At 68.9% G+C, this 25,185-nt stretch carries 23 protein-coding genes and 1 riboswitch; of the genes, 9 read left to right on the forward strand and 14 right to left on the reverse strand.

Annotated features, from left to right (window positions below; all coding sequences use genetic code 11):
• Window positions 1–66 precede the first annotated feature (66 nt).
• From def to ACIBK3_RS09575, 3 genes are all read left to right on the forward strand, one after another.
• On the forward strand, window positions 67–717 hold the full coding sequence (def, locus tag ACIBK3_RS09565; RefSeq protein WP_399363579.1) for a peptide deformylase: 651 nt from the start codon (window positions 67–69) through the stop codon (window positions 715–717).
• A gap of 593 nt (window positions 718–1,310) precedes the next feature.
• Entirely contained in the window at window positions 1,311–2,396 is a 1,086-nt protein-coding gene (cyc1, locus tag ACIBK3_RS09570; protein ID WP_399363581.1) for an epi-isozizaene synthase, read from the forward strand.
• The gene (locus ACIBK3_RS09575) at window positions 2,393–3,760 is read left to right on the forward strand and encodes a cytochrome P450 (RefSeq protein WP_399363583.1); all 1,368 of its coding nucleotides are present in this window, start codon (window positions 2,393–2,395) and stop codon (window positions 3,758–3,760) included. The genes cyc1 and ACIBK3_RS09575 overlap by 4 nt, the downstream gene beginning before the upstream one ends.
• Window positions 3,761–3,769: 9 nt before the next feature.
• Here the strand turns inward: ACIBK3_RS09575 and ACIBK3_RS09580 are convergent, their stop codons facing one another.
• The 7 genes from ACIBK3_RS09580 to ACIBK3_RS09610 all read right to left on the reverse strand — a co-directional run bounded on the left by ACIBK3_RS09580 (window position 3,770) and on the right by ACIBK3_RS09610 (window position 12,226).
• Window positions 3,770–4,768 (reverse strand): GlxA family transcriptional regulator, encoded by a 999-nt coding sequence (locus ACIBK3_RS09580; protein WP_399363585.1) that lies wholly within the window; start codon window positions 4,766–4,768, stop codon window positions 3,770–3,772.
• 247 nt (window positions 4,769–5,015) lie between these two features.
• Window positions 5,016–6,029 carry a ribonucleotide-diphosphate reductase subunit beta gene (locus ACIBK3_RS09585; protein ID WP_399363587.1) on the reverse strand — a complete coding sequence of 338 codons (1,014 nt, stop codon included), beginning with the start codon at window positions 6,027–6,029 and terminating at the stop codon, window positions 5,016–5,018.
• A complete protein-coding gene (locus ACIBK3_RS09590; protein ID WP_399363589.1) occupies window positions 6,029–8,401 on the reverse strand; it encodes a ribonucleoside-diphosphate reductase subunit alpha in 2,373 nt (790 codons plus the stop codon). Before ACIBK3_RS09590 ends, ACIBK3_RS09585 begins: the two co-directional genes overlap by 1 nt.
• 121 nt (window positions 8,402–8,522) lie before the next feature.
• A riboswitch (cobalamin riboswitch) is annotated at window positions 8,523–8,695 on the reverse strand.
• Window positions 8,696–8,704: 9 nt separating this feature from the next.
• Entirely contained in the window at window positions 8,705–9,211 is a 507-nt protein-coding gene (locus tag ACIBK3_RS09595) for a GNAT family N-acetyltransferase (protein WP_399363591.1), read from the reverse strand.
• Window positions 9,212–9,300: 89 nt separating this feature from the next.
• Window positions 9,301–10,929, reverse strand: a complete 1,629-nt coding sequence (gene mctP / locus ACIBK3_RS09600; protein WP_399363592.1) for a monocarboxylate uptake permease MctP — start codon at window positions 10,927–10,929, stop codon at window positions 9,301–9,303.
• Window positions 10,926–11,189, reverse strand: a complete 264-nt coding sequence (locus ACIBK3_RS09605; RefSeq protein ID WP_399363594.1) for a DUF3311 domain-containing protein — start codon at window positions 11,187–11,189, stop codon at window positions 10,926–10,928. The genes mctP and ACIBK3_RS09605 overlap by 4 nt, the downstream gene beginning before the upstream one ends.
• Before the next feature lie 272 nt (window positions 11,190–11,461).
• Window positions 11,462–12,226, reverse strand: a complete 765-nt coding sequence (locus ACIBK3_RS09610) for a GntR family transcriptional regulator (protein WP_030668812.1) — start codon at window positions 12,224–12,226, stop codon at window positions 11,462–11,464.
• 382 nt (window positions 12,227–12,608) lie between these two features.
• On the opposite strand from ACIBK3_RS09610, the gene ACIBK3_RS09615 reads away from it, so the two are divergent.
• The 4 genes from ACIBK3_RS09615 (at window position 12,609) to ACIBK3_RS09630 (ending at window position 17,435) form a co-directional block, all read left to right on the forward strand.
• A complete protein-coding gene (locus tag ACIBK3_RS09615) occupies window positions 12,609–13,895 on the forward strand; it encodes an extracellular solute-binding protein (protein WP_399363597.1) in 1,287 nt (428 codons plus the stop codon).
• Window positions 13,896–14,040: 145 nt separating this feature from the next.
• Window positions 14,041–15,024, forward strand: coding sequence for a carbohydrate ABC transporter permease (locus ACIBK3_RS09620; RefSeq protein WP_399363599.1), 984 nt, complete (start codon window positions 14,041–14,043; stop codon window positions 15,022–15,024).
• Window positions 15,021–15,899 carry a carbohydrate ABC transporter permease gene (locus ACIBK3_RS09625; protein WP_399363601.1) on the forward strand — a complete coding sequence of 293 codons (879 nt, stop codon included), beginning with the start codon at window positions 15,021–15,023 and terminating at the stop codon, window positions 15,897–15,899. The genes ACIBK3_RS09620 and ACIBK3_RS09625 overlap by 4 nt, the downstream gene beginning before the upstream one ends.
• 9 nt (window positions 15,900–15,908) lie before the next feature.
• A complete protein-coding gene (locus ACIBK3_RS09630; RefSeq protein ID WP_399363602.1) occupies window positions 15,909–17,435 on the forward strand; it encodes a glycoside hydrolase family 3 protein in 1,527 nt (508 codons plus the stop codon).
• Between the two features lie 98 nt (window positions 17,436–17,533).
• On the opposite strand, the gene ACIBK3_RS09635 is transcribed toward ACIBK3_RS09630, so the two are convergent.
• Both ACIBK3_RS09635 and nagB read right to left on the reverse strand, forming a co-directional pair.
• Window positions 17,534–17,749, reverse strand: coding sequence for a hypothetical protein (locus ACIBK3_RS09635; protein ID WP_399363604.1), 216 nt, complete (start codon window positions 17,747–17,749; stop codon window positions 17,534–17,536).
• Window positions 17,750–17,813: 64 nt separating this feature from the next.
• Window positions 17,814–18,599 carry a glucosamine-6-phosphate deaminase gene (gene nagB / locus ACIBK3_RS09640; protein ID WP_399363606.1) on the reverse strand — a complete coding sequence of 262 codons (786 nt, stop codon included), beginning with the start codon at window positions 18,597–18,599 and terminating at the stop codon, window positions 17,814–17,816.
• 580 nt (window positions 18,600–19,179) lie between these two features.
• On the opposite strand from nagB, the gene ACIBK3_RS09645 reads away from it, so the two are divergent.
• Entirely contained in the window at window positions 19,180–20,655 is a 1,476-nt protein-coding gene (locus ACIBK3_RS09645; protein WP_399363608.1) for a sensor histidine kinase, read from the forward strand.
• Between the two features lie 206 nt (window positions 20,656–20,861).
• Here ACIBK3_RS09645 and ACIBK3_RS09650 read toward each other — a convergent pair whose 3' ends face one another.
• Both ACIBK3_RS09650 and ACIBK3_RS09655 read right to left on the reverse strand, forming a co-directional pair.
• Window positions 20,862–21,119: a WhiB family transcriptional regulator gene (locus ACIBK3_RS09650; RefSeq protein ID WP_006142322.1), complete on the reverse strand. Its 258-nt coding sequence runs from the start codon at window positions 21,117–21,119 to the stop codon at window positions 20,862–20,864.
• Between the two features lie 320 nt (window positions 21,120–21,439).
• A complete protein-coding gene (locus tag ACIBK3_RS09655) occupies window positions 21,440–22,408 on the reverse strand; it encodes a diacylglycerol/lipid kinase family protein (protein ID WP_399363610.1) in 969 nt (322 codons plus the stop codon).
• A gap of 278 nt (window positions 22,409–22,686) precedes the next feature.
• Here ACIBK3_RS09655 and ACIBK3_RS09660 point away from each other — a divergent pair, with 278 nt between their 5' ends.
• On the forward strand, window positions 22,687–23,079 hold the full coding sequence (locus ACIBK3_RS09660; RefSeq protein ID WP_399364000.1) for a hypothetical protein: 393 nt from the start codon (window positions 22,687–22,689) through the stop codon (window positions 23,077–23,079).
• A gap of 8 nt (window positions 23,080–23,087) precedes the next feature.
• Here the strand turns inward: ACIBK3_RS09660 and ACIBK3_RS09665 are convergent, their stop codons facing one another.
• The 3 genes from ACIBK3_RS09665 to ACIBK3_RS09675 form a co-directional block, all read right to left on the reverse strand.
• Window positions 23,088–24,191 carry an RNA polymerase sigma factor SigF gene (locus ACIBK3_RS09665; RefSeq protein ID WP_399363612.1) on the reverse strand — a complete coding sequence of 368 codons (1,104 nt, stop codon included), beginning with the start codon at window positions 24,189–24,191 and terminating at the stop codon, window positions 23,088–23,090.
• A gap of 17 nt (window positions 24,192–24,208) precedes the next feature.
• Window positions 24,209–24,622, reverse strand: coding sequence for a hypothetical protein (locus ACIBK3_RS09670; RefSeq protein ID WP_003992877.1), 414 nt, complete (start codon window positions 24,620–24,622; stop codon window positions 24,209–24,211).
• Between the two features lie 252 nt (window positions 24,623–24,874).
• Window positions 24,875–25,135, reverse strand: a complete 261-nt coding sequence (locus ACIBK3_RS09675; protein WP_399363614.1) for a UBP-type zinc finger domain-containing protein — start codon at window positions 25,133–25,135, stop codon at window positions 24,875–24,877.
• Between the last annotated feature and the right edge of the window lie 50 nt (window positions 25,136–25,185).

A 25,185-nucleotide genomic window follows, 5' to 3' on the forward strand; every position in this document is an offset into this window, starting at 1 on the left:
CCTCTCGGCTGCCTTTAGGCTGTACTCGCAGAATCTCCCAGGCTTGCAGGAAGGCATACGTCGGTCATGGCGCAGCAGGACACCGATCAGCAGCACGCGGGCGTGCTCCCCGTGGACGACGAGGGCTTCGTCATCGACACCGAGGAGACCGAGGAGCGCGAGAACGCCTGGCGTGAGCGCGGTACCTCGCGGCCGATCACGGTCGTCGGGAACCCGGTGCTGCACAAGGAGTGCAAGGACGTCACCGAGTTCGGCGCGGAGCTTGACCAGCTGGTCGCCGACATGTTCGCCTCGCAGCGCACCGCCGAGGGCGTCGGTCTCGCCGCCAACCAGATCGGCGTCGATCTGAAGGTCTTCGTGTACGACTGCCTGGACGACGACGGCAAGCGGCACGTCGGTGTCGTGTGCAACCCGAAGCTCGTCGACCTGCCCGCCGACAAGCGCCGGCTGGACGACAGCAACGAGGGCTGTCTGTCCGTGCCCACCGCGTACGCGCCGCTCGCCCGCCCGGACTACGCCGAGGTGACCGGGCAGGACGAGAAGGGCCACCCGATCAAGGTGCGCGGCACCGGCTACTTCGCCCGGTGTCTGCAGCACGAGACGGATCACCTCTACGGCTACCTCTACATCGACCGGCTCTCCAAGCGTGAACGCAAGGACGCGCTGCGGCAGATGGCCGAGAACGAGCCCCGCTATCCCGTGGTCGCCAACGACTGAGGACTCTCGCGTCCCTCAACTCCCTTCCTCGCGGCGTCTGTTCAGGAACCCCTTCCCGAACAGGCGCCGTTCGTCTGTCCGTCGCACGGGTTCTCTCAGCGCGTGGTGTCCCACCGTCTTCTTCCCGTTCGCATCCGCATTTCCGCCTCTCGGGACGCGCGATCACCAGCACTCCGTCCAGGTGGTCCACGGCCACCTGCCCGGCCGCGTCCGGCGCCGCGACTGCGGCCGGTCTCCCCCCGTGTGCACGGACTTGAGTACGGGCCTGCCGCAGTACGGTCAGCGCCCGCTTCCCGCCGGGCCGGCGCGCCGATCAGCCGGGACACCGCGGTCGCCGCCCAGCGCGACCGCGAGCGTCCCGTCCGGCCGGGACCTCACCTCTTCACCTGGAGAGTGCTTCTTTGATGGGACGACTGGTGATCCAGAACCAGTCACGCAAGGGAGAATCTCGGCACTGTGGGTTGGCGAATGGAGCAAATCCGTTCCCAGGACGGTCAGTTATGGTGCTGAATGGAAGTGCGGGGATACGCAACGGCGCACGCCCGGCACAGCGGAAGGGGTGTGCGCAACTGGCGGCTGGAAGGGGTTTGTTCGTGCCTGCTTTCCCACACAGCACCACATCATCGCCGACGGCGATCTCGGTTCCGCCGTCGCTCTCTCTCCCGGTGATCGAAGCAGCGTTTCCCAGGCAAGTGCACCCGTATTGGCCCAGGCTCCAGGAGAAGACACGTACCTGGCTACTGGAAAAACGGCTCATGCCGCCGGACAAGGTGGAGGAATATGCCGACGGTCTGTGCTACACCGACCTCATGGCGGGCTACTACGTCGGCGCCCCCGACGAGGTCCTCCAGGCGATAGCGGACTACAGCGCGTGGTTCTTCGTCTGGGACGACCGGCACGACCGCGACATCGTGCACGGCCGCCCGGCCGCCTGGCGGCGGCTCAGGTTCCGCTTGCACGCGGCTCTCGACTCACCCGGGGACCATCTGCATCACGAGGATCCCCTGGTCGCCGGGTTCGCCGACAGCATGGTGCGGTTGTACTCGTTCCTGCCGCGGACGTGGAACGCCCGCTTCGCGCGGCACTTCCACGAGGTGATCGAGGCGTACGACCGGGAATTCCGCAACCGCACCGAGGGCATCGTCCCGACCGTCGAGGAGTACCTGGCGCTGCGCCGCCTCACCTTCGCGCACTGGATCTGGACCGACCTGCTGGAGCCCAGCGCCGGCTGCGAACTCCCTGACCCGGTACGCAATCACCCGGCATATCGGCGGGCCGCACTGCTGAGCCAGGAATTCGCCGCCTGGTACAACGACCTCTGTTCGCTGCCCAAGGAATTAGCGGGCGACGAAGTGCACAATCTCGGAATCAGTCTCATCACGCACGAGGGACTGACCCTGGAGGAAGCGGTCGCGGAGGTCCGGCGACGCGTGGAGGAATGCATAGCGGAATTCCTCGTCGCCGAACAGGACGCACTGCGCCTCTCCGACGAACTCGCCGACGGCACCGTCCACGGAAAGGAACTCAGCGCCGCGGTACGGGCCTGCGTCTGCAATATGCGGAACTGGTTCAGCACCGTCTACTGGTTCCACCACGAGTCCGGCCGGTACCGGGTGGACAGCTGGGACGACCGGTCCACGCCCCCGTACGTCAACAACGAAGCGGCAGGTGAGAAATGACCGTCGAGTCTGTGAAGCCCGAGGCATCCCCGGCTCCGGAGCTGCGTGAGCCGCCCCTCGCGGGCGGCGGTGTCCCCGGCCTCGGTCACGGCTGGAAGCTGGTCCGCGACCCGCTGGGCTTCCTGGCCCGGCTGCGCGACGACGGCGACCTGGTCCGGCTGCGGCTGGGCCCCAAGACGGTGTACGCCGTCACCGCGCCGCACCTCGTCGGCGACATGCTGACGAGCCCCGGCTACGAGATCGGCGGGCCGCTGTGGGACACCCTGGACGTGCTCCTGGGCAAGGGGGTGGCGACCAGCAACGGGCCGCTGCACCGGCGCCAGCGGCAGACCATCCAGCCCTCGTTCCGCAAGGACGTCATCCACGAGTACGAGCGGGTCATGGTCGAGGAGTCGCAGGCCTTCGCCTCGCGCTGGCAGGCCGGGGACACCGTCGACGTCACCGCGGAGGCGTTCCGGGTGGGCGTGCGCATGACGGCCCGGTGCTTCCTGCAGATCGAGCACATCGACGACCTGGCCGAGCGGCTGAGCACCGCCCTCGCCACCGTGTTCGGCGGCATGTACCGGCGGATGATCCTGTCCTTCGGCCCGTTCTACCGGCTGCCGCTTCCCTCGCACCGTGAATTCGACCGCGCACTGGCCGAACTGCACCGCCTCGCCGACGAGGTCATCGCCGAACGCCGGGCCGCCGCCGAGAAGCCCGACGATTTGCTGACCGCCTTGCTCGACGCAAAGGACGAGAAAGGTGAACCGGTCAACGACCGGGAGGTGCACGATCAGGTCATAGCAATTCTCACGCCGGGCAGCGAAACCGTGGGGTCCCAGTTGATGTGGATCTTGCAGTTGCTGGCGGAACATCCGGAACAGGCCGACCGGGTGAGCGCGGAGGTGAAATCGATCGTGGGTGACCGCCCGCTCACATTCGGCGATCTCCACAAGCTGACCCACACGAACAATGTGGTCACCGAGGCGCTCCGGATACGCCCCGCCGTATGGATTCTGACGCGGCGGGCCATGGCCGAAACGCAACTGGGCGGGTATCGCATTCCGGCCGGAGCGGACATCGTCTACAGCCCGCTCGCCCTCCAGCGCGACCCCCGGTCCTACGAGCGGCACCTCGCCTTCGACCCGGACCGCTGGCTTCCGGGGCGCTCCACGGAGGTGCCGAAGTACGCGATGAGTCCCTTCAGCGCGGGCAACCGCAAATGCCCGGCCGACCACTTCTCGGTGGCCGAACTCGGCATGATCCTGGCCACCGTGATCCCGAAGTGGCGCTTCGAGCGCCTTCCCGAGGCCGACGAGTCGACCCGGGTGGGCATCACCCTGCGGCCGAAGCGGCTGCTGCTGAAGGCGGTGCCGAGGTGACGGGCCCGGTCAGGCGGCGTCCGTACCGGCTTCTGCTTCCGCCTCGGATCCGGCTTCCGGTCCTCTGAAGGCGCGCCGGTAGGCGTTCGGGGTGGTCCCCACCGCCCGGACGAACTGGTGACGCAGCGCGGCCGCGTTGCCGAACCCCGTCCGGCCGGCGACCGCGTCCACCGTCTCGTCCGTCGCCTCCAGCAACCGCTGGGCCAGCAGCACCCGTTGGCGCAGGATCCAGCGGTAGGGAGTCGTCCCCGTCTCCTGCTGGAAGCGACGGGCGAAGGTGCGCGGCGACATGTGCGCGAGCTCGGCGAGCTGCTCGACGCTGACCTCCTCGTCGAGGTGTTCCTGCATCCACACCAGGACCTCGCCGACCGTGTCGCAGGAGGAGGCGGGCAGCGGGCGCTCGATGTACTGCGCCTGACCGCCGTCCCGGTGCGGCGGCACCACCATCCGCCGGGCGATCTTGTTGGCGACCTCCGGCCCCTGCTCCTTGCGCACGAGGTGCAGGCAGGCGTCGATGCCTGCCGCGGTGCCGGCCGAGGTGATCACGGGGTCGTCGTCGATGTACAGCACGTCCGGCTCGACGGCCGCCCGGGGATAGCGCCGTGCCAGCTGCTCCGCGTCGCGCCAGTGGGTGGCGCAGCGGCGGTCGTCGAGCAGACCGGCCGCGGCCAGTACGAAGACCCCGGAGCACACGCTGAGCACCCGCGTGCCGCGGTCGACGGCGGCGCACAGGGCCCGCAACAGCTCGGGCGGGAAAGACCGGTGCTGGAAGCCGTCGCCCGCCGGTACGGCGATCAGGTCAGCCGTCTCCAGGCGCTCCAGCCCGTGGTCGACGGTCAGTGAGAAGCCCGCGTGCGTGCGCAACGTCCGGCCCTCCGCCGAGGCGACGGCGAAGTCGTAGACCGGCAGGCCTTCGTCGCTGCGGTCCGTACCGAAGACCTCGCAGACGACGCCGAGCTCGAAGGGATCGAATCCGTCGAGGAGGACGGCCACCACGTTCTTCAACATGCTGCCAGTGTGCCTCGGAACTGGCAGTAAATCGAGGGTGTGCGGCAGTCCTGCCACTGTCGGTAAGGAGTATCCGGCGTGACAGTGGTGTCATGACTACCGCGCAGACAGAAGGACTGACCGGAATGCTCACCGTCCTCGGGATCCTCGTCCTCCTGGCCCTCCCGTCAGTGATCGGCATCGTGCGCGACCGGCGCATCGACCGTCAGATCAGGGAGGCCCAGGGGGCCCGTGAGGCCTACGGGGCTCAGAAGTCCTCGTCCAGGTCCACGGTGCCCTCCACCGCGACCTGGTACGCCGACGGACGCCGCTCGAAGAAGTTGGTCAGCTCCTGAACCCCCTGCAGCTCCATGAAGGAGAAGGGGTTCTCGGAGCCGTACACCGGGGCGAAGCCGAGGCGTGTCAGGCGCTGGTCGGCCACGCACTGGAGGTACTGCCGCATCGAGTCGGTGTTCATGCCCGGGAGGCCGTCACCGCACAGGTCGCGCGCGAACTGCAGCTCGGCCTCGACGGCTTCCCTCAGCATGTCGGTGACCTGCTGCTGAAGCCGGTCGTCGAACAGCTCCGGCTCCTCCTTGCGGACGGTGTCGACCACGTCGAACGCGAAGCTCATGTGCATGGTCTCGTCGCGGAACACCCAGTTGGTGCCGGTCGCCAGGCCGTGCAGGAGACCCCGGCCGCGGAACCAGTAGACGTACGCGAAGGCGCCGTAGAAGAACAGGCCCTCGATGCACGCGGCGAAGCAGATCAGGTTGAGCAGGAAGCGACGGCGGTCGCCCTGGGTCTCCAGCCGGTCGAGCTTCTCGACCTCGTTGATCCACCGGAAGCAGAACTCGGCCTTCGCGCGGATGGAGGGGATGTTCTCCACGGCGTCGAAGGCCGCGGCCCTGTCCTCGGGATCGGGGAGATAGGTGTCCAGGAGCGTCAGGTAGAACTGGACGTGGACGGCCTCCTCGAAGAGCTGGCGCGACAGGTACAGCCGCGCCTCCGGGGAGTTGATGTGCTTGTAGAGGGTCAGCACCAGGTTGTTCGCGACGATCGAGTCGCCCGTCGCGAAGAACGCCACCAGGCGTCCGATCAGGTGCTGTTCGGCCGGTGTGAGCTTGGCGAGGTCGGTGACGTCCGAGTGGAGGTCGACCTCCTCCACGGTCCAGGTGTTCTTGATGGCGTCCCGGTAGCGCTCGTAGAAGTCCGGGTAGCGCATGGGGCGGAGGGTGAGTTCGAAGCCCGGGTCGAGGAGGTGGGTATTACGGCTGGTCATCACTGGCAGGCCTCGCAGGACTCGGGGTTTTCCAGGGAGCAGGCGACGGCATCGGGGTCTGCCGCCTGTGGCACGGGGACAGTTGCCTGTGCCGCGCGGGCGATGCGGGTCGCCGGGCGCGAGCGCAGGTAGTACGTCGTCTTCAGGCCCTGCTTCCAGGCGTACGCGTACATCGAGGAGAGCTTGCCGATGGTCGGTGTCTGGAGGAACAGGTTCAGCGACTGGGACTGGTCGAGGAACGGGGTCCGGGCGGCGGCCATGTCGATCAGGCCGCGCTGCGGGATCTCCCAGGCCGTGCGGTACAGGGCGCGGAGGTCCTCGGGGATCCAGGTGAACGCCTGCACCGAGCCGTTCGCCTCGCGCAGCGCCTCGCGGGTGCGGGCGTCCCAGACACCGAGCCGCTTGAGGTCCTTCACCAGGTACGAGTTGACCTGGAGGAACTCACCGGACAGGGTCTCGCGCTTGAACAGGTTGGAGACCTGCGGCTCGATGCACTCGTACACGCCCGCGATCGACGCGATGGTGGCCGTGGGCGCGATGGCGAGCAGGAGCGCGTTGCGCATGCCCGTCGTGGCGATACGGGCCCGCAGTGCCGCCCAGCGCTCCGGCCAGGCGAGTTCGGTGTCGTAGTGGTCGGGGTGCAGGACACCCTGGGCGGTACGGGTCTTCTCCCAGGCCGGCAGCGGGCCGTTGCGCTCGGCGAGGTCCGCGGAGGCCTCGTACGCGGCGAGCATGACGCGCTCGGCGATGCGGGTGGACAGCCGGCGGGCCTCGGGCGAGTCGAAGGGCAGGCGCAGCTGGAAGAAGACGTCCTGCAGGCCCATCACGCCCAGGCCCACCGGTCGCCACCTGGCGTTGGAGCGGCCCGCCTGCTCGGTCGGGTAGAAGTTGATGTCGACGACCCGGTCGAGGAAGGTGACGGCGGTGCGGACGGTCTCGTCCAGCCGGTCCCAGTCGATGTCTTCGCGGGCCGGGTCCACGAAGGCGCCCAGGTTCACCGAACCCAGGTTGCAGACCGCCGTCTCCCCGTCGTCCGTGACCTCCAGGATCTCTGTGCAGAGGTTGGAGGAGTGGACGACGTGACCCGGCTCGGCCGTCTGGTTGGCGGTGCGGTTCGCGGCGTCCTTGAAGGTCATCCAGCCGTTGCCGGTCTGGGCGAGGGTGCGCATCATGCGGCCGTAGAGATCACGGGCGGGCAGGGTCCGGCGTGCGAGCCCCGCCGCCTCCGCCGCGCGGTAGGCCGCGTCGAACTCCTCGCCCCACAGGTCGACGAGTTCCGGCACGTCGGCGGGGGAGAACAGCGACCACTGCTCGTCGGCGTCGACCCGGCGCATGAACTCGTCCGGGACCCAGTGCGCGAGGTTCAGGTTGTGCGTACGACGGGCGTCCTCGCCGGTGTTGTCGCGCAGCTCCAGGAACTCCTCGATGTCCGAGTGCCAGGTCTCCAGGTAGACCGCCGCCGCGCCCTTGCGCCGGCCGCCCTGGTTCACGGCGGCGACGGAGGCGTCCAGGGTCTTCAGGAACGGGACGATGCCGTTGGAGTGCCCGTTGGTGCCCCGGATCAGCGAACCGCGGGCCCGGATGCGCGAGTAGGCGATCCCGATGCCGCCGGCGTGCTTGGAGAGACGGGCCACCTGCTGGTAGCGCTCGTAGATGGAGTCCAGTTCGTCCTTCGGGGAGTCGAGGAGATAGCAGGACGACATCTGGGGGTGGCGGGTGCCGGAGTTGAAGAGGGTGGGGGAGGAGGGCAGGTAGTCGAGGCGGCTCATGAGCCGGTAGAGCGCGGCGACTTCGTCCACCGCCCGGCCGGAGTCGTCCTCGGCGAGGCCGCAGGCCACCCGGAGCATGAAGTACTGGGGCGTCTCGATGACCTTGCGGGTGATCGGGTGCCGGAGCAGATAGCGGCCGTACAGGGTGCGCAGGCCGAAGTAGCCGAAGCGGTCGTCGGCCGCCGGGTCGACCAGCGCGTCGAGACGGCCCGCGTGGAGGCGCACGAACTCGGCGGTGCGGTCGGCGATGAGCCCTTCCCGGTGCCCCACGGCGACGGACTCGGTGAACGACGTGACGCCCTGGGAGGCGGCCTCGGCGGTGATGCCGAGCGTCAACAGCCGGGCGGCCAGCCGGGAGTAGGCGGGGTCCTCGGAGATGAGGCCGGCGGCTGCCTCCGTGGCCAGCTCGCGCAGCTCCACAGCGACATCCGGCACGGCCCCCGGCGCGGACCGGCCGCGCAGCGCGGCGGCGGCGACCCGGCCGGGGTCGGCGTCGGGAAGATCGGCGGTCAGCTCGGTCAGATTCCGCAGCAACGCGGTCCCGGGACCGTCGGGTTCCGCCGGAGTCGTCGCTGTCGCCGGATCGGCTGGCGCGATGGTCACGTGGGGCTCTCCCTCGCTCGCAGGGGGCCTCAGGAAGGGCAGGGGGCAGCACACGAGCGCACACGGCGTCGCGTCCACCGGCCCACTCCACGAGGCCCGGACGTCAAGGCACCCGGGCCGGATGGCCGGGCGCACTGTCGGCAGGTCCTCGGACTGACTCTCATGTGGGCATAAGCGCGCATGAGTACACCGTTGCGGGACAGTTCCGGATTCGCACCGGATTCCCCTGCGACGACAGCGAGCATGAGCATACATCTTGTGTCGCGTGAAGGAACCACCCCCATATGTTGTGTCGCGCCGGTTTCACAGCGTCAACCCGTAGCTGAGGAGAGTGATGTCGTCGAGCTCCGGGACCGGGTTCCAGTCGCGTTCCGGGACGCGGACGAAGCCCAGACGTTCGTAGATGCGGTGGGCGGAGTGCATGGTGCGCTGGGTCGACAGGACGACGGCGGTACAGCCGGTCGTGCCCCGGGCGCGGTCGACGCACGCGCGTACGAGGGCCTCTCCGGCGCCCCGGCCGCGGGCCTCGCGGGCGACGGCGAGCATGCGGATCTCCGCCTCGCCGGGGCGGGCTATGTCGGCCATGGGGCCGCCGGACGGCACGAAGGTGACGCCGCCGAGGAGGTGGTCGCCCTGCATGGCCACGAGTACGTCCGCGGCGGCGGCCCGCTTGGCCACGTCCCTGAGTTCGCCGAGGTACGAGTCGCTCTCACCGAAGTCGAGGAGGCCGTCCTGGAGATAGGCCTGGGCGGTGATCTCGCCGAGGGCGTCGTACTCGGTGGGTGTCACTCGCCGGATACGGATGTCCATGCGGGGAGTGTGCACGACGGGTACGACAACGGGCCGCCGGTTTTCCACCGACGGCCCGTTCTCCGGTACGACTCTCTCTTCCGTACGACTCAGTGCGCGCTGCCGGCCGTCGCCGGCGGGAGCTCCACCTGGACGCCCGGGTCGCCCGCGTCGGCCGTGTAGTCCGCCGGCGACGTCTCGTCGATGCCTTCGGGGGCCTTCAGGGCCTTCAGGACGAAGGTCAGGACCACCGTCACCACCACGTTCATCACGAACGCCGTGAGGCCGATGTAGCCGATCTCGCCGATGCCGGGGATCTCCTTCGCGGAGCCGCCGAAGTGCTTCTGCGTCGGCGAGGCGACTCCGTACGCGGCGAGAGTGCCGTAGACCATGCCGACCGCCCAGCCGGCGAGCAGGGCCCAGCGATGGAACCAGCGGGTGAACAGGCCGCCGACCAGGGCCGGGAACGTCTGCAGGATCCAGATGCCGCCCAAGAGCTGGAAGTTGATGGCGACCGTCTTGTCCATGGTCAGGACGAAGGCCAGCGCGCCGACCTTCACCAGCAGGGACACGAGCTTGGAGACCCTCGTCTCCTCCTTCGGCGTGGCGTCCGGCTTGATGAAGTCCTTGTAGATGTTCCGGGTGAAGAGGTTCGCGGCCGCGATCGACATGATCGCCGCCGGAACCAGCGCGCCGATGCCGATGGCGGCGAAGGCCACCCCCGCGAACCAGTCCGGGAACATGTCCTCGAACAGCTGCGGGATCGCCAACTGCCCGTTGCTCACCTTGATCCCGGCCGCGATCGCCATGAAGCCCAGCAGCGCCAGCAGGCCCAGCATCAGCGAGTACAGCGGCAGGATCGTGGTGTTGCGGCGGATCACCTCACGGCTGCGGGACGACAACGTGGCCGTGATCGAGTGCGGGTACATGAAGAGTGCCAGCGCGGAGCCCAACGCCAGCGTGGCGTAGGTCCATTGACCGGCCTCGGCCGGGGCGAGCGCGCCGCGCGGCTTGCCCGTCGCCGGGTTGGTCTGGCTGAACGCCTCGCCCGCCTTGGCGAAGATGTCGTCGAACCCGCCCAGTTTGATCGGGATGTAGATGATCGCCACCGCGATGACGATGTAGATCAGCGTGTCCTTCACGAAGGCGATGAGCGCCGGGGCGCGCAGACCGGACGAGTACGTGTACGCCGCCAGCACGCCGAAGGCGATCAGCAGCGGCAGGTCCTTGACGAACCAGTTGGTGTCCTCGCCGCCGCCGACGCCCATCACGTCCAGCACGGCCTGGATGCCGACCAGTTGGAGCGCGATGTACGGCATGGTGGCGAGGATGCCGGTGACGGCGACCGCCAGCGACAGCCCCTTCGAGCCGAACCGGCCGCGCACGAAGTCCGAGGTGGTCACGTATCCGTGCTTGTGGGACACCGACCACAGCCGGGGCAGGAAGGTGAAGATCAGCGGGTAGACGAGGATGGTGTACGGCACCGCGAAGAAGCCGGACGCGCCCGCCGCGTAGATCGCCGCCGGTACGGCGACGAAGGTGTACGCCGTGTACAGGTCGCCGCCCAGCAGGAACCAGGTGATCCAGGTGCCGAACGACCGGCCGCCCAGGCCCCACTCGTCGAGGCTGTGCTCGTTGTCGGCCCTGCGCCAGCGTGCGGCCAGGAAGCCCAGGATCGTGACGGCCAGGAAGAAGAAGATGAAGACGCCGAGTGCGACGCCGTTGACGCCGTCGTTCACTTCGACGCACCGCCCTTCTTCGAGGAACGGCCGCGCTGGTCACGCTGCCACAGCTGGTACGCGGTCATCGTCAGCGCGGTGGAGATCAGCACCCACGCCATCTGGTACCAGTAGAAGAACGGGATGCCGATGAACGCCGGGTCGGTCTTGGCGTACGAACCGACCCACAGCATCGCCACGAACGGAGCGATCAGGCAGAGCGCGATGACCACGCGCACGGGTGTCACCGTCGGCGGTCTCACTTCGGGCGTGTCTGACATACGGCGGCTCCGTCCCCTCGCTGATCACCGGTGTAATGCGCAGGCAATGTAGGTCACGGCGTCCCGGGTGCGGAACCCCTCGTCCGCATATCGGTATGTGTCGGTTCCGTGTCCATCGCGAGGGGCGGGTTCAGCGGCAACGGAAGCCCTGCCGCGGTCAGTCGACCGGCCTGGTCGACCGGCCTCTTCAGCCTGGCCACGCTGTGTTGACCCGGGGGATGACCCCCGGACCCCCAGCCGGTCCGCCCCTCAACCCGGTCTGGTCGACCGGCCTAGTCGACCGGCCTCTTCAGCCTGGCCACGAACTTGTACCGGTCCCCCCGGTACACCGAGCGCACCCACTCCACCGGCTGTTCCTTCCGGTCCAGCGAGTGCCGGGAAAGCATCAGCATCGGCAGGCCGACGTCGGTGCCGAGCAGGCCGGCCTCGCGGGGGGTGGCCAGTGAGGTCTCGATGGTCTCCTCGGCCTCGGCGAGATGGACGTCGTACACCTCGGCGAGCGCGGTGTAGAGGGAGGTGTACTTGACCAACGACCTGCGCAGGGCCGGGAAGCGTTTCGCGCTGAGGTGGGTCGTCTCGATGGCCATCGGCTCGCCGTTGGCCATGCGCAGGCGCTCGATGCGCAGGACGCGCCCGCCGGCCGTGATGTCGAGCAGCCCGGCGAGCCGGTCGTCGGCGGTGATGTAGCCGATGTCCAGCAGCTGCGAGGTGGGTTCGAGGCCCTGGGCACGCATGTCCTCGGTGTACGAGGTCAGTTGGAGGGCCTGGGAGACCTTCGGCTTGGCGACGAAGGTGCCCTTGCCCTGGATGCGCTCCAGGCGTCCCTCGACGACCAGTTCCTGAAGTGCCTGGCGGACCGTGGTGCGCGAGGTGTCGAACTCGGCGGCCAGCGTGCGCTCGGGTGGAACGGGCGTGCCGGGAGACTGCGTCTCCGTCATGTCGAGCAGGTGCTTCTTGAGGCGGTAGTACTTGGGCACGCGCGCGGTACGGACACTCGCCCCACCCTCGTTCTCCGCACTGCTCACGTCGGTGGTCATGCTCTGCCTTCCCGGCTCCGGATGCGGCTCACATCGTGGCACGGCAGCGTACCGGGATGTCCTCCGCACGCTCCGTGATCCCCTCTGTATACCGCCGCCATATCTTTTGGTCTAGTCCACCACGTCAAGTGGTCCACCGGAAGCGTGCCCTCCGGCACTGGTGTTTTCGATGGGTTCTTACTTAAAGGTTCTTCCATATGTAGGTCGCATAACGGCTGGTCAGAGGCCATTCGTCACCCTTGACAGGGTCCTTGGTCTAAGCCAAGCTCCGGTTACTGGTCTACACCATTGGTCCAGGTCCCGGCCCCACGGGCGGTAGGTGCATTCGACGCCCTTCACCGCAGGGAGCAGGGGGGTTTGTGGCATCCCTGAGGAGGGTGGCGTGAAGCGCAAGCTGATAGCCGCGATCGGTATCGCGGGCATGATGGTCTCCATCGCGGCGTGCGGGGGCGACAGTGGCAGCGGGGACTCGGACAAGAGTGGCGCGGACGCCAAGGAGCTGACCGTCTGGCTCACCGTCGACGCGCAGAACAACTGGCCGCAGCTGGTGAAGGCGGCCGACGCCGCCGTCCAGAAGGCACACCCCGGCATCAAGATCAACCACGAGTACTACGGCTGGCCGGACAAGAACGCCAAGCTCGACGCCGTCCTCGCCACCGACAAGGTGCCCGACGTGGTCGAGATGGGCAACACCGAGATGCTGGGCTACATGGTCAAGGGCGCCTTCGCCGTCCTCGACCCGGCGAAGTTCACCAGCTCCTCCGCCTGGCTGGACGGCCTCAAGGCCTCGGTGACCTACGACGGCAAGACCTACGGCGTCCCGTACTACGCCGGCGGCCGCGTCGGAAACTGGCGCAAGGACCTGTTCGCCTCGGTGGGCGTCAAGTCCGCGCCGAAGACGTACGCCGAGCTGACCGCCGCCCTGGACAAGCTCCAGAAGAAGGAGGGCGGCAAGTTCTCCGCCTGGTACCAGCCCACCCGTGACTGGTACGCGGCCATGTCCTTCGTCTACGACGCCGGCGGCTCCATCGCCAAGGAGGACGGCGGCCAGTGGAAGGCCAGCCTCTCCTCGCCGGAGTCCGTCAAGGGCCTGACCGAGTTCAAGAACGTCGTCGACAAGTACATGCACGGCGACAAGACCAAGGACGAGTCCGACCGTTACATCGTCTACGGCCAGGGCAAGTCCGGCATGATCTTCGGCGCGGCCTGGGAGGGCGCGACCTCCGAGACGCCGGAGAACGACAAGACCGGCAAGCTCAAGGGCAACCTCGAGAACTTCGTGATGCCCGGCCCGTCCGGCAAGAACCTCCCCGTCTTCCTGGGCGGTTCGGACCTCGCCGTGCCGGTGAAGTCCGACGCGCAGGCCGTCGCCGCCGAATGGATCAACGCGTTCACCGGTCCCTCCGGCCAGAAGGGCCTGATGGCCAAGGGCAACCTGCCCAACAACAAGACCGACCTCGCCACCCTGAAGAAGGACCCGGCGACGGCGGTCCCGGCCACCGCGGCCGAGTCCAACTGGTTCGTCCCGATGGCACCGGGCTGGGGCCAGGTCGAGAAGGCCCAGATCCTGCAGACCATGCTGCAGGAGATCGGCACCGGCAAGAAGTCGGTCGAGGCCGCCGCGAAGGAAGCGGACGCCGCGATCGACAAGGTCATCAACAACAAGTGACGTGAGGGCGGGGCCCCGCCGAGCGCGGGGCCCTGCTTCCCGTACGACCTGCCCTTTCTCGTACGACCTGGCTTTTCCCGTACGACCTGCCCCGCGCGGGGCGTTTGCTTGCGTACCACCCGAGGGACCGCTGAGGAGCGCGCGGATGAGTGCCGACACGACCACCCCTGCCAAGGTGCCGCCGCCGCGGCAGGCACCGCCACCCCCCGTCGCGGACACCCCCCGCAGAAAGCGGACGTCGAGCGGAGCCGGCACCCCCTGGCTGCTGCTCGCGCCCTGCCTGCTGGTCCTCGGGCTCGTTCTCGGCTATCCGCTGGTCCGCCTGGTCACCCTGTCCTTCCAGAAGTTCGGCCAGTCCCAGCTGTGGGGCTTCCAGCCGGCCGAGTGGGTCGGGTTCGACAACTTCACGGGCATCCTGAACGACGGCGAGTTCTGGGCGGTCGTCGTGCGGACCATCGTCTTCGCGGCCGGCTGCGTCATCTTCACGATGGTCGCCGGCATGCTGATCGCCCTGCTGCTCCAGCGGGTCTCCGGCTGGGTGAAGATCCTGATCAACATCGCGCTGGTGGCCAGCTGGGGCATGCCGATCGTCGTCGCGACCACGGTCTTCAAATGGCTGTTCGACGCGGACTACGGCATCCTCAACGCGGTCCTCAGCAAGCTGCCCGGCGTCGACCTCATCGGCCACAACTGGTTCGCCAGTGGCCCGCAGGGCCTGGCCGTGATCATGCTGCTGGTGGTCTGGGGAGCCGTGCCCTTCGTGGTCATCACACTGAGCGCCGGTCTCACCCAGGTCCCCCAGGAACTGGAGGAGGCGGCCCGCCTCGACGGCGCCGGCGCCTGGAACGTCTTCCGGTACGTCACCCTCCCCATCCTCAAGCCGATCATCGTGATGCTCACGACCCTGTCGGTCATCTGGGACATGGGCGTCTTCCCGCAGGTCTTCGTGATGCGGGGCGGCCATCCGGAGGCCGAGTTCCAACTCCTCACCACGTACTCGTACGACCGCGCGTTCGTGGTCAACGACTACGCGCAGGGCTCGGCGATCGCCCTGGTGACCGTGCTGTTGCTGCTGGGCGTGGTCGCCGTCTACATGCGCCAGATGCTGAAGATCGGAGAGGTCGAATGAGCACCCTGACGACTCCCGCGCGGGCGGCCGGGGTGACTCCCGGGGCGGCCCCCGCGCGCCGGAAGCCGAAGGCCGGCTGGAACGTCCTCGGCCTCCTCGTCTTCGCCACCGCCGGCTTCCCCGTCTACTGGATGCTGAACACCGCGTTCAAGCCGGCCAAGGACGCCATCGACCCGGACCCGAGCCTGCTGCCCACGGGCTTCACGCTCTCCAACTTCGGCCGGGCGCTCGACATCGCGGACTTCTGGGGCCCGGTCGGCCGCAGCCTGATCGTGTCGCTCGCGGTGGTCGTGATCGGCATGGTCGTCGGCATGCTCGCCGCGCTCGCCATCTCCCGGTTCGCCTTCCGCGGCCGCAAGGTCGTGATCGTGGGCATCCTCGCCGTGCAGATGATCCCGCTGGTCGCGATGATCATCCCGGTGTTCCTGCTGCTCAACGACCTCGACCAGTACGACAAGCTCTCCGGCCTGATCATCACGTACCTGACCTTCATCCTCCCCTTCACGGTGTGGACGCTGCGCGGCTTCATCGTCAACATCCCGAAGGAACTGGAGGAGGCGGCGATGGTCGACGGCTGCTCCCGCACCGGCGCCTTCATCCGGGTCGTCTTCCCGCTTCTGGCCCCCGGCATGGTCGCCACCTCGGTCTACGCGTTCATCCAGGCCTGGAACGAGTACCTGTACGCCCTCATGCTGCTCAGCCAGAAGAACCAGACCGCGACCGTGTGGCTCGGCAACTTCACCACCAAGCACGGCACCGAATACGCCCCGATGATGGCCGGATCCACCATGATGGCCGTGCCGATCGTGGTCCTCTTCCTCCTCGTCCAGCGCAAGATGGCCGCGGGCCTGACCGCGGGCGCCGTGAAGGGATAACGCCCCCCGATGACGACACTCGCCCGCAGTACCACTGCGTTCGATCCGGAAAAAGACGGCCTCACGCGCGACGCGCTGACCGTCCTCCAGCCCGGCTTCCCGGGCACCACCGCCCCCGACTGGCTGCTCCGCCGCCTCGGCGAGGGCCTCGCCTCGGTCGGCCTGTTCGGCCGCAACATCGCTTCCCCCGACCAACTGGCGGCGCTGACCGCCCAGTTGCGCGCCGAGCGGGACGACGTGCTGGTCGCGATCGACGAGGAGGGCGGCGACGTCACCCGCCTGGAGGTGGGCACGGGCTCCAGCTTCCCCGGCAACAACGCGCTCGGCGCGGTGGACGACGTGGAGCTGACGAAAGAGGTGGCCCGCGAACTCGGCCGCCGCCTCGCCGCCTGCGGGGTGAACTTCAACTGGGCCCCGTCGGCCGACGTGAACTCGAACCCCGCCAACCCGGTGATCGGCGTACGCTCCTTCGGCGCCGACCCCGACCTGGTCGCCCGCCACACCGCGGCCTACGTCACCGGCCTCCAGTCGGCCGGAGTCGCAGCCTGCACGAAACACTTCCCCGGCCACGGCGACACGGCGGTGGACTCCCACCACACGCTGCCCCGCATCGACGCGGAGGCCGTGGTCCTGCGCGACCGCGAACTGACCCCGTTCCGCGCGGCGATCGCGGCGGGCACCCGCGCGGTGATGACCGCGCACATCCTCGTCCCGACCCTGGACCCGGACCGCCCGGCCACTCTGTCCCACCGGATCCTGACCGACGTCCTGCGCGGCGAACTCGGCTACGACGGCCTCATCGTCACCGACGGCATGGAGATGCGGGCCATCGCCGCCACCTACGGCATCGAACGCGGCAGCGTCCTCGCCCTCGCGGCCGGCGCCGACGCGATCTGCGTGGGCGGCGGCCTGTCGGACGACGAGACGGTACGCCGCCTGCGCGACGCCCTCGTCACCGCCGTACGCTCCGGTGACCTCCCCGAAGAACGCCTCACCGACGCGGCGGAACGGGTCCGGGCCCTGGCCCGCTGGACCGCTTCGGCGGGCGGCCGTGGGAGCGGGACGCAGGCTTCGTCGGTCGCCACCACCCTCGGCGACGTCGGCCTGCGCGCTGCCCGCCGTGCACTGCGCCTCACCCGGGCCGAGGACTTCACCCCGCTGACCGAACCCCCGTACGTCGCCGCGCTCACCCCGGTGGCGAACATCGCCGTGGGCGACGAGACGCCCTGGGGGTTGGCGGCGGAGCTGACCCGGCTGATCCCCGGCACGCAGACGGGCACCTTCAGCGACGAGCACGCCGGTGCCACTGCCCTGAAGGCGGCCGGCGGACGTCGCATCGTGGCCGTCGTCCGCGACGAACACCGTCACCCCTGGATGTCCGCGGCCCTCGACACCCTGCTGTCGTCCCGTCCCGACACCGTCGTCGTCGAGATGGGCCTCCCGCAGGCCACTCCCCGAGGCGCCCTCCACATCGCCACCCACGGCGCGGCCCGCGTCTGCGGCCGAGCGGCGGCGGAGGTCATCGCGGGGAGATAGCGCGTACGGTCCACACCGCCACGAAGGCGCCGGATCCCTTGAGGATCCGGCGCCTTGGCGTGTTCCGGTTGTGGGGGCCCGCCGGCCCCTGGGTGGGTCTACGGGCGGTAGTGATCGCTCATGGTGGGCGACGTACCGTCGAGCGCCCGCGCTGAGTAGGACGTCCGTTCCTCATGGGCCCGCACCCGACGCGCCTGTTCGACGAGGAGGCCGTCGGCGTTCTCGGTGGGGCTGCTCCGGCGGCGCAGCAGGACGAAGATCAGTCCCAAACACGCCCCCGCCAGCAAGCCGAACATCACGGCAATCTCGATCACGGACGACCCCCGTCAAGTGAGTGACACACGTGTACCGCACGGTAACGCTCGGCCCGTCCCTGAACTAGATCCCTTGCCACTCCGGCTTGTTGGCGAACGTGTACCGGAAGTAGTCGGCCAGCTTCAGCTTGGACGCGGCGGCCTCGTCGGCCACGACCGTGGCATGCGGATGGAGTTGGAGTGCCGAGGCGGGGCACACCGCCGCGACCGGCCCCTCCACGGTCGCCGCGACCGCGTCCGCCTTGCCCTCCCCGGTGGCCAGGAGGACCAGGTGCCGTGCCTCCAGGATCGTCCCGATGCCCTGGGTGATCACGTGATGCGGCACCTGCTCGATGTCACCGTCGAAGAAGCGCGCGTTGTCCACCCGGGTCTGCTCGGTCAGCGTCTTGATCCGGGTCCGCGAGGCCAGCGACGAACACGGCTCGTTGAACCCGATGTGACCGTCGGTCCCGATCCCCAGCAGCTGCAGGTCCACCCCGCCGGCCTCGGTCAGCGCCCGGTCGTAGGCCTGGCACGCCGCCAGGACGTCCTCGGCCGTGCCGTCGGGTCCCATGAACGCGTCCATCCCGATCCCGAGCGGCTCCAGCACCTCGCGCCGCAGCACCGAACGGTACGACTCCGGATGGTCGGCCGGCAGCCCCACGTACTCGTCGAGCTGCGCGATCCGCGCCCGGGAGGCATCCACGGCACCGGAGCGGACCTGTGCCGCCAGCGCCTCGTAGACGGGCAGCGGCGTCGAGCCGGTGGCCACGCCGAGCAGAGCGTCGGGCTTGCGCCGGAGCAGCTGGGCCATGGCCCCGGCGATCAGCTCGCCGCCCGCCTTGGCGTCCGGAACGATGACAACTTCCACGCTGGGCCTGCCGATCTGAGGAAACGGTCTGAACGGAGGGGACTCGACGGGGGCCCGGAACGGGCCTGTGTGGTTTAGACCAATCTAACAGAGGCGCCTCTTCCGGCCCAGGCCACCGTCTCACGCACGCGCGCGGCGCTCCCGGTCCCGTTCGCTGAAATTCTCGCGGCCATCCACCCCCGCACACGAACCCACACGGGTAGGCTTCTTCACGGATACCTGGACGTCCGAATAGGGCGGACGCGGCGGGGAAAGTCCCAACAACAAACAGCCTCCAACGCATGGACACACGTAGTGGTCTAGTCCACAATGCGGAGGACAGCTGAAAGCGAACAGGCTTCCGTCCTCCCCGCACAGGAGGGCGGACCGAGGAACCGTGGCTCTCTGCCCTGACTGCCCCGGGTCCTCATCCTTCGGCCGACCGGGACCGCACACCCCACGGCCGTTGTTGCTCCGGGCTGCGGTGCCGGGAGGGTTGAGGGTCCCTCCGGGCGCCGCGGCCCGCGGGTGTTTCCGGGGCCGGACAGCGCCGGACCCGCGGTCTCGGGGGATGTCCGTACCGCCAGGTACGCTCGCACATGTGCCCTCCATGAACGAACTCGTACGCCAGCACACGGCCCTCGGCGACTCCGACCTCGAGTGGCTGCACCTGCTGGTCTCGGAGTGGCAGCTGCTCTCCGACCTGTCCTTCGCCGACCTCGTGCTGTGGGTCCCGACCCGGGACGGCACCCGCTATGTGTCGGTCGCCCAGATGCGGCCCAACACCGGCCCCACCTCGTACCAGGACGACATGGTCGGCCACCACGTCCCACGCGGCCGCCGCCCCATGCTGGACGTCGCGCTCGACGAGGGCCGGATCGTCCGTGAGGGCGATCCGGAGTGGCGGGAGGAGGTTCCCGTCCGGATCGAGTCCATTCCGGTACGACGGGAGGGGCGGGTCCTCGGGGTCATCGCCCGCAACACCAACCTCCTCACCGTGCGCACCCCGAGCCGTCTGGAGCTGACGTATCTCCAGAGCGCCTCGGACCTCGCGCAGATGATCGCGGCCGGCTCCTTCCCCTTCGCGAACCAGCAGGTCGACATGGACGCCTCGCCCCGCGTGGGCGACGGACTGATCCGCCTCGACGCGGACGGCCTCGTCCAGTACGCCTCCCCGAACGCGCTGTCCGCCTACCACCGCCTCGGTCTCGCCTCCGACCTCGTCGGCCACCACCTCGGCAAGACCACCGCCGAACTCGCCCCGACCCACGGGCCGGTGGACGAGGCCCTCGCCAAGGTGGCCAGCGGCTGGGCGCCCCGTGAGTTCGAGATCGAGTCCGTCGACGGCGTGATCCAGTTCCGGGCGATCCCGCTCAAACCCAAGGGCACCCGCATCGGTTCCCTGGTGCTGCTCCGTGACGTCACCGAACTGCGGCGCCGCGAGCGCGAACTGATCACCAAGGACGCGACGATCCGGGAGATCCACCACCGGGTGAAGAACAACCTCCAGACGGTGGCCGCCCTGCTCAGGCTCCAGGCCCGGCGCATCGAGTCCGACCGCGGCCGTGAAGCCCTCGAAGAGGCGGTACGCCGGGTCGGGTCGATCGCGATCGTGCACGAGACGCTCTCCCAGAACCTCGACGAACGCGTGGAGTTCGACGAGATCGCCGACCGGGTCCTGGCGATGGTCGCCGAGATCTCCCCGGGCAAGGTCACCGGCCGGCGCACCGGCCGCTTCGGCATCCTGGACGCGGAGGTCGCCACCCCGCTGTCGATGGTCCTGACCGAGATCCTCCAGAACGCCCTCGAACACGGCTTCCGTGAGGGAGAGACCGGCACCGTCGAGGTCTCGGCCGTCCGCGGCGGCACCGCGAAGGAGGCCCGCCTTCTGGTCACCGTCCAGGACGACGGCGTCGGCCTGCCCGCCGGCTTCGACCCGCACACCTCGGGCAACCTGGGCCTGCAGATCGTACGGACCCTGGTCGAGGGCGAGTTGGGCGGCACCTTCGACATGGTCCCGGCGCCGGAGCGCGGGACCAGGGTGATCCTCGACGTTCCGGTGCGGGCGCAGAAATAGGGCGGCTGCGGGCGCGGAAACAGCGCGGCTGCGGGCGCACGGGCAGCACAGCAAAGAGCCCCGGACCGTTCAGGGGTCCGGGGCTCTGTGGCTCGTTGCCAGCATTCGCTGCGCATCGGGGGTACTGCGCGCTGCGGCTCGGGGGCGGGAGATGCGTACTCGCTGTACGCGCCGCCAAGCTCAGGCTGTTAGCGGGGCGGGTGTTGTCAGGCGGAGGCCTGACGGGCCCGGTTGCGGGCGGCGCGGCGCTTCATGGCGCGGCGCTCGTCCTCGCTGAGACCACCCCAGACGCCGGAGTCCTGGCCGGACTCGAGCGCCCACTGCAGGCACTGATCCATAACGGGGCAGCGACGGCAGACGGCCTTGGCTTCCTCGATCTGCAGCAGCGCAGGACCGGTGTTGCCGATGGGGAAGAAGAGCTCGGGGTCTTCCTCGCGGCAAACGGCGTTGTGACGCCAGTCCATGGCTGCTACCTCTCCTTGGTATTACATGCGGGTTGCTTGTGAATGTGAACGCTTTCACGAATCCCTCAACAAGTGAAGGGCCGATCGCCAGGTTCCCTGGCGTGGGTCCTGTGAGTTGAAGAGGGGTTCTGGTGATCAGTGGAGGCCGATGTTGCGGGCCGTCCCGATCGCCACGTAGAGACTCGCAAACCTCAGCGGCGGATACAACCCCTTCTGGAAAGTTTTTTTTGATTCCTCGGTGTCGACTAGGTCACAGCCGTACTTCCATGGGGTGGATCCTGGTCTAAACGTTCGAGTGAAAGGACTTTAGCCCCTTCTGCTCACACAATCACACGCAGTGCACGGCGTACGCCTGTGAACGTCACGCTCGTACGCAGCCCTAGGTGGTCACCGTCCATCTGGAGGGGGAGCGGCACCTTCGAATGCAAGGTGAACTGGTCCAGGTCGTGCAGGGAGACGGCGTGCTTGCCCTGTGGTCCACGATCGGGGGACGAAGTGAGCAACTGGGTGCCATACCGGGCAACCGCGGTCGTCGTCATACGGCTGAGTCCGAGTACGTCGAGGCCTTTATCGAACGAGGCCTTAGGTGACGCGTACATCGGGTGATTGCCCAGGAAGGTCCACGGAGAGGTGTTCGAGACTATGGACAGGACGAGATCGGGCACCGGCTCGGCGTCCGGCCGCTCCAGCGTGATGGTGCCGTGCCGGCGGTGCGCCTCGCCGAAGAACTGGCGCAGCGCCTGGCGGACGTAGAGCGCGTGAGTGGACCTCCGGCCGCGTTCGCGCTGCTGCTCGACCCGTCCGACCACGCCGGCGTCGAAGCCGAGCCCCGCGTTGAAGGTGAACCAGCGCCCCGGCACCGCTTCGTCCTCGGTGCCGGGCGTACCCGAGGCGAGGCCCAGGCCCACGGTGCGTTCTCCGCCGTCGCGCAGGGCGTCCAGCAGGGCGCCGGTCGCCTCCACCGCGTCGTTGGGCAGGCCCAGGGCGCGGGCGAAGACATTGGTGGAGCCGCCGGGGACCACCGCGAGGCCGGGCAGACGCTCCGGGGCGGGGCCGGCGTGCAGGAGGCCGTTGACGACCTCGTTGACCGTGCCGTCACCACCGAGGGCCACCACCAGGTCGACGTCCGTGCTCTCCGCCGCCTGCCGGCCCAGGTCGCGCGCGTGGCCGCGGTACTCGGTGGTGACCGCCTCCAGTTTCATCTCGCTCGCCAGCGCGTGAATCAGGACATCGCGCGTACGTGCGCTTGTGGTGGTTGCCGCCGGGTTGACCACGAGAAGTGCACGCATGGATTGCAGCGTACCTACTGGGTGGTACCGGGCACAGGGAGAGTTAGGGATCAAGTAAGACTTCGGGGCGTGAACCTCGACACGGCGGCGTACGGGGCGAGGGCTACGCTTCAGATGTGAGCGCTGAGCAGAACTCCACCCCCGAGACCCCGGGAGCCCGGGACACCGCGGGAAGCCCGAAAACGGCGGAAACTCCGGAAGCCCGGGACACCGCGGGACGCCCGGGAACTCCGGAAACGGCGGCGGCCGCCCACCAGGAGGGCCCCCGTCCCGGCCGGCTGACCGCCGCGGCGGCGCTGACCGCGCTGGAGGGCCTCGCCCTGGTCGTGGGCGGTGCCTGGATGCTCGTCGAGGGCCTTGTGGGCGACCCGGACGACCGGCAGTCGGCCGTCACCGGAGGCATCACCCTGATCGTGCTCGCGCTGCTCCCGCTGCTCGCCGCGCGCGGGCTGCTCGGCAGGCGCGGCTGGAGCCGGGGCCCGGCCGTGATCACGCAGATCATGGCGCTGCCGGTGGCCTACAACCTGCTCCAGGCCGACAGCGTGGCGATTCCGGCAGGGATCGCACTGGCCGTGGTCGCGGTCGCCGCGCTGGTGCTGCTGGTCAATCCGGCGACGACCCAGGCCCTCGGGATCAAGGGGCCGGGCCGTTCGCAGGAAGCCGGCAAGTAGCCCTTCGGCTACTCCTCCACCAGCAGCTTCTCCCGGAGCTGGGCGAGGGTGCGGGCCAGCAGCCGGGAGACGTGCATCTGTGAGATGCCGACTTCCTGGGCGATCTGCGACTGGGTCATGTTGCCGAAGAAGCGCAGCAGCAGGATCCGCTTCTCGCGCGGCGGCAGGTCCTCCAGGAGCGGCTTGAGGGACTCCCGGTACTCGACGCCCTCCAGCGCCTCGTCCTCCGCGCCCAGGGTGTCGGCGACCGCCGGGGACTCGTCGTCGGTGTCGGGGACGTCCAGGGACAGCGTGGAGTACGCGTTGGCGGACTCCAGGCCCTCCAGAACCTCCTCCTCCGAGATGGCCAGCTTCTCGGCCAGCTCGTGCACCGTCGGGGAGCGGCCGTGCTGCTGGGACAGCTCGGCGGTCGCGGTCGTCAGGGCCAGCCGCAGTTCCTGGAGTCTGCGCGGGACCCGCACCGCCCAGCCCTTGTCGCGGAAGTGCCGCTTGATCTCGCCGACGACCGTCGGGGTCGCGTACGTCGAGAACTCGACGCCGCGGTCCGGGTCGAAGCGGTCGACCGACTTGATCAGGCCGATGGTGGCGACCTGGGTGAGGTCGTCCAGCGGCTCGCCGCGGTTGCGGAAGCGGCGCGCGAGGTGCTCGACGAGCGGCAGGTGCATACGGACCAGCTGGTTGCGCAGCTCCGCGTACTCCGGGCTGCCCTCCTTCAGACCGCGCAGCTCGACGAACTTGGCTCGCGCCCCGCTGCGGTCCTGATGGTCGTGCCGTGTCGCCTGCACACGCGGCGCGCCTGTCGCGTCGTCCTCGGAGTGTCGCTCGTGCTCGCTCATCGTCCCGCCCGTCGCCCTTCCCCGAGCCCTCGCCTCGGCCCGGACAGGGGTGGCCTCGATCCCGCCGTCCAGAGGCGTGCTCTGCACGGCACCTTCCCGATCACGCTGCCCGTCGTCCAGGAGACCCGGCTCCGAGGAGTCGTCCTCCGGGTGCGGCCGGGCCTGCTCGGGGATGCCGTCGATGCCGTCCGCCATGCGTCGGGATGTGCTCGGACCGCCCGTGCCCGTGCCCGTGGCGCCCGGCAGCTCCTGTGTGCCGCGCTCTTCGTCCCGCACCGGCCCGTCCCCGTTCCTCACGCCGGCCCGGGGCCGGCGCCGCGCTGTTTGTAGAGGCTGATCGAAACGGTCTTGTCCTTGTCGACGGCCGACGAGACCTTGCCCGCGAGGGCGGACAGCACCGTCCACGCGAAGGTGTCCCGTGACGGAGCGTGACCGTCCGTGGTCGGCGCCGAGACGGTGACCTCCAGCGAGTCGTCGACAAGGCGGAACACGCAACTGAGGACCGAGCCGGGCACGGCCTGCTGGAGCAGGATCGCGCAGGCCTCGTCCACGGCGATGCGCAGGTCCTCGATCTCGTCGAGGGTGAAGTCCAAACGGGCCGCGAGGCCGGCCGTGGCCGTACGCAGCACCGACAGGTAGGCACCCGCGGCCGGCAGCCGGACTTCCACGAAGTCCTGGGTCGCGGGCTCGCCTGCGATCTGGGACACCCTCACCTCCAAGGTGGTACAAGCTTTTCGGGGGGCCGAGGGTCGCCCCCCGGGATAACGCGATACGTGGTTCAGCGGTGACGCTACCGCGCTCTGAACTTTCCTGTCCCCGGGACCCCAACCCCTTGCTGTCACTCATAGTAAACACACGGATACGCTCCGTGGCTAGGGGGTCTGCGGGCCCAATTGGGAAGAGCGGGCGCCGGGTTGACGTACCCACACGTCAGACGGTCGAACCGTCCGGATCGGAGGTCACACGAGGACGTGGTCGACGAAGCACCACCGCCACGCCTCGCCGGGCTCGAACGTCCGCATGATCGGGTGTCCGGAGTCCTTGTAGTGCTCGGTCGCGTGCCGCCCCGGCGAGGAGTCGCAGCAACCGACGTGACCGCAGGTCAGGCAGAGCCGCAGCTGTACCGGGTGGGTGCCGGCCGCCTGACACTCGAGACAGGTGTCGCTCAGCGGCCCGGGTTCGGGGTGCTGCAGCTCGTCGGCGTGCGTGCACTGTTTCATGATTGCCAGATTACGACGGGTGTGCGGAAGACCGCGCGGAAAACCGAGGG

It is taken from the genome of Streptomyces sp. NPDC050287 (assembly GCF_044459385.1).
In the GTDB taxonomy this organism is placed as follows: domain Bacteria; phylum Actinomycetota; class Actinomycetes; order Streptomycetales; family Streptomycetaceae; genus Streptomyces.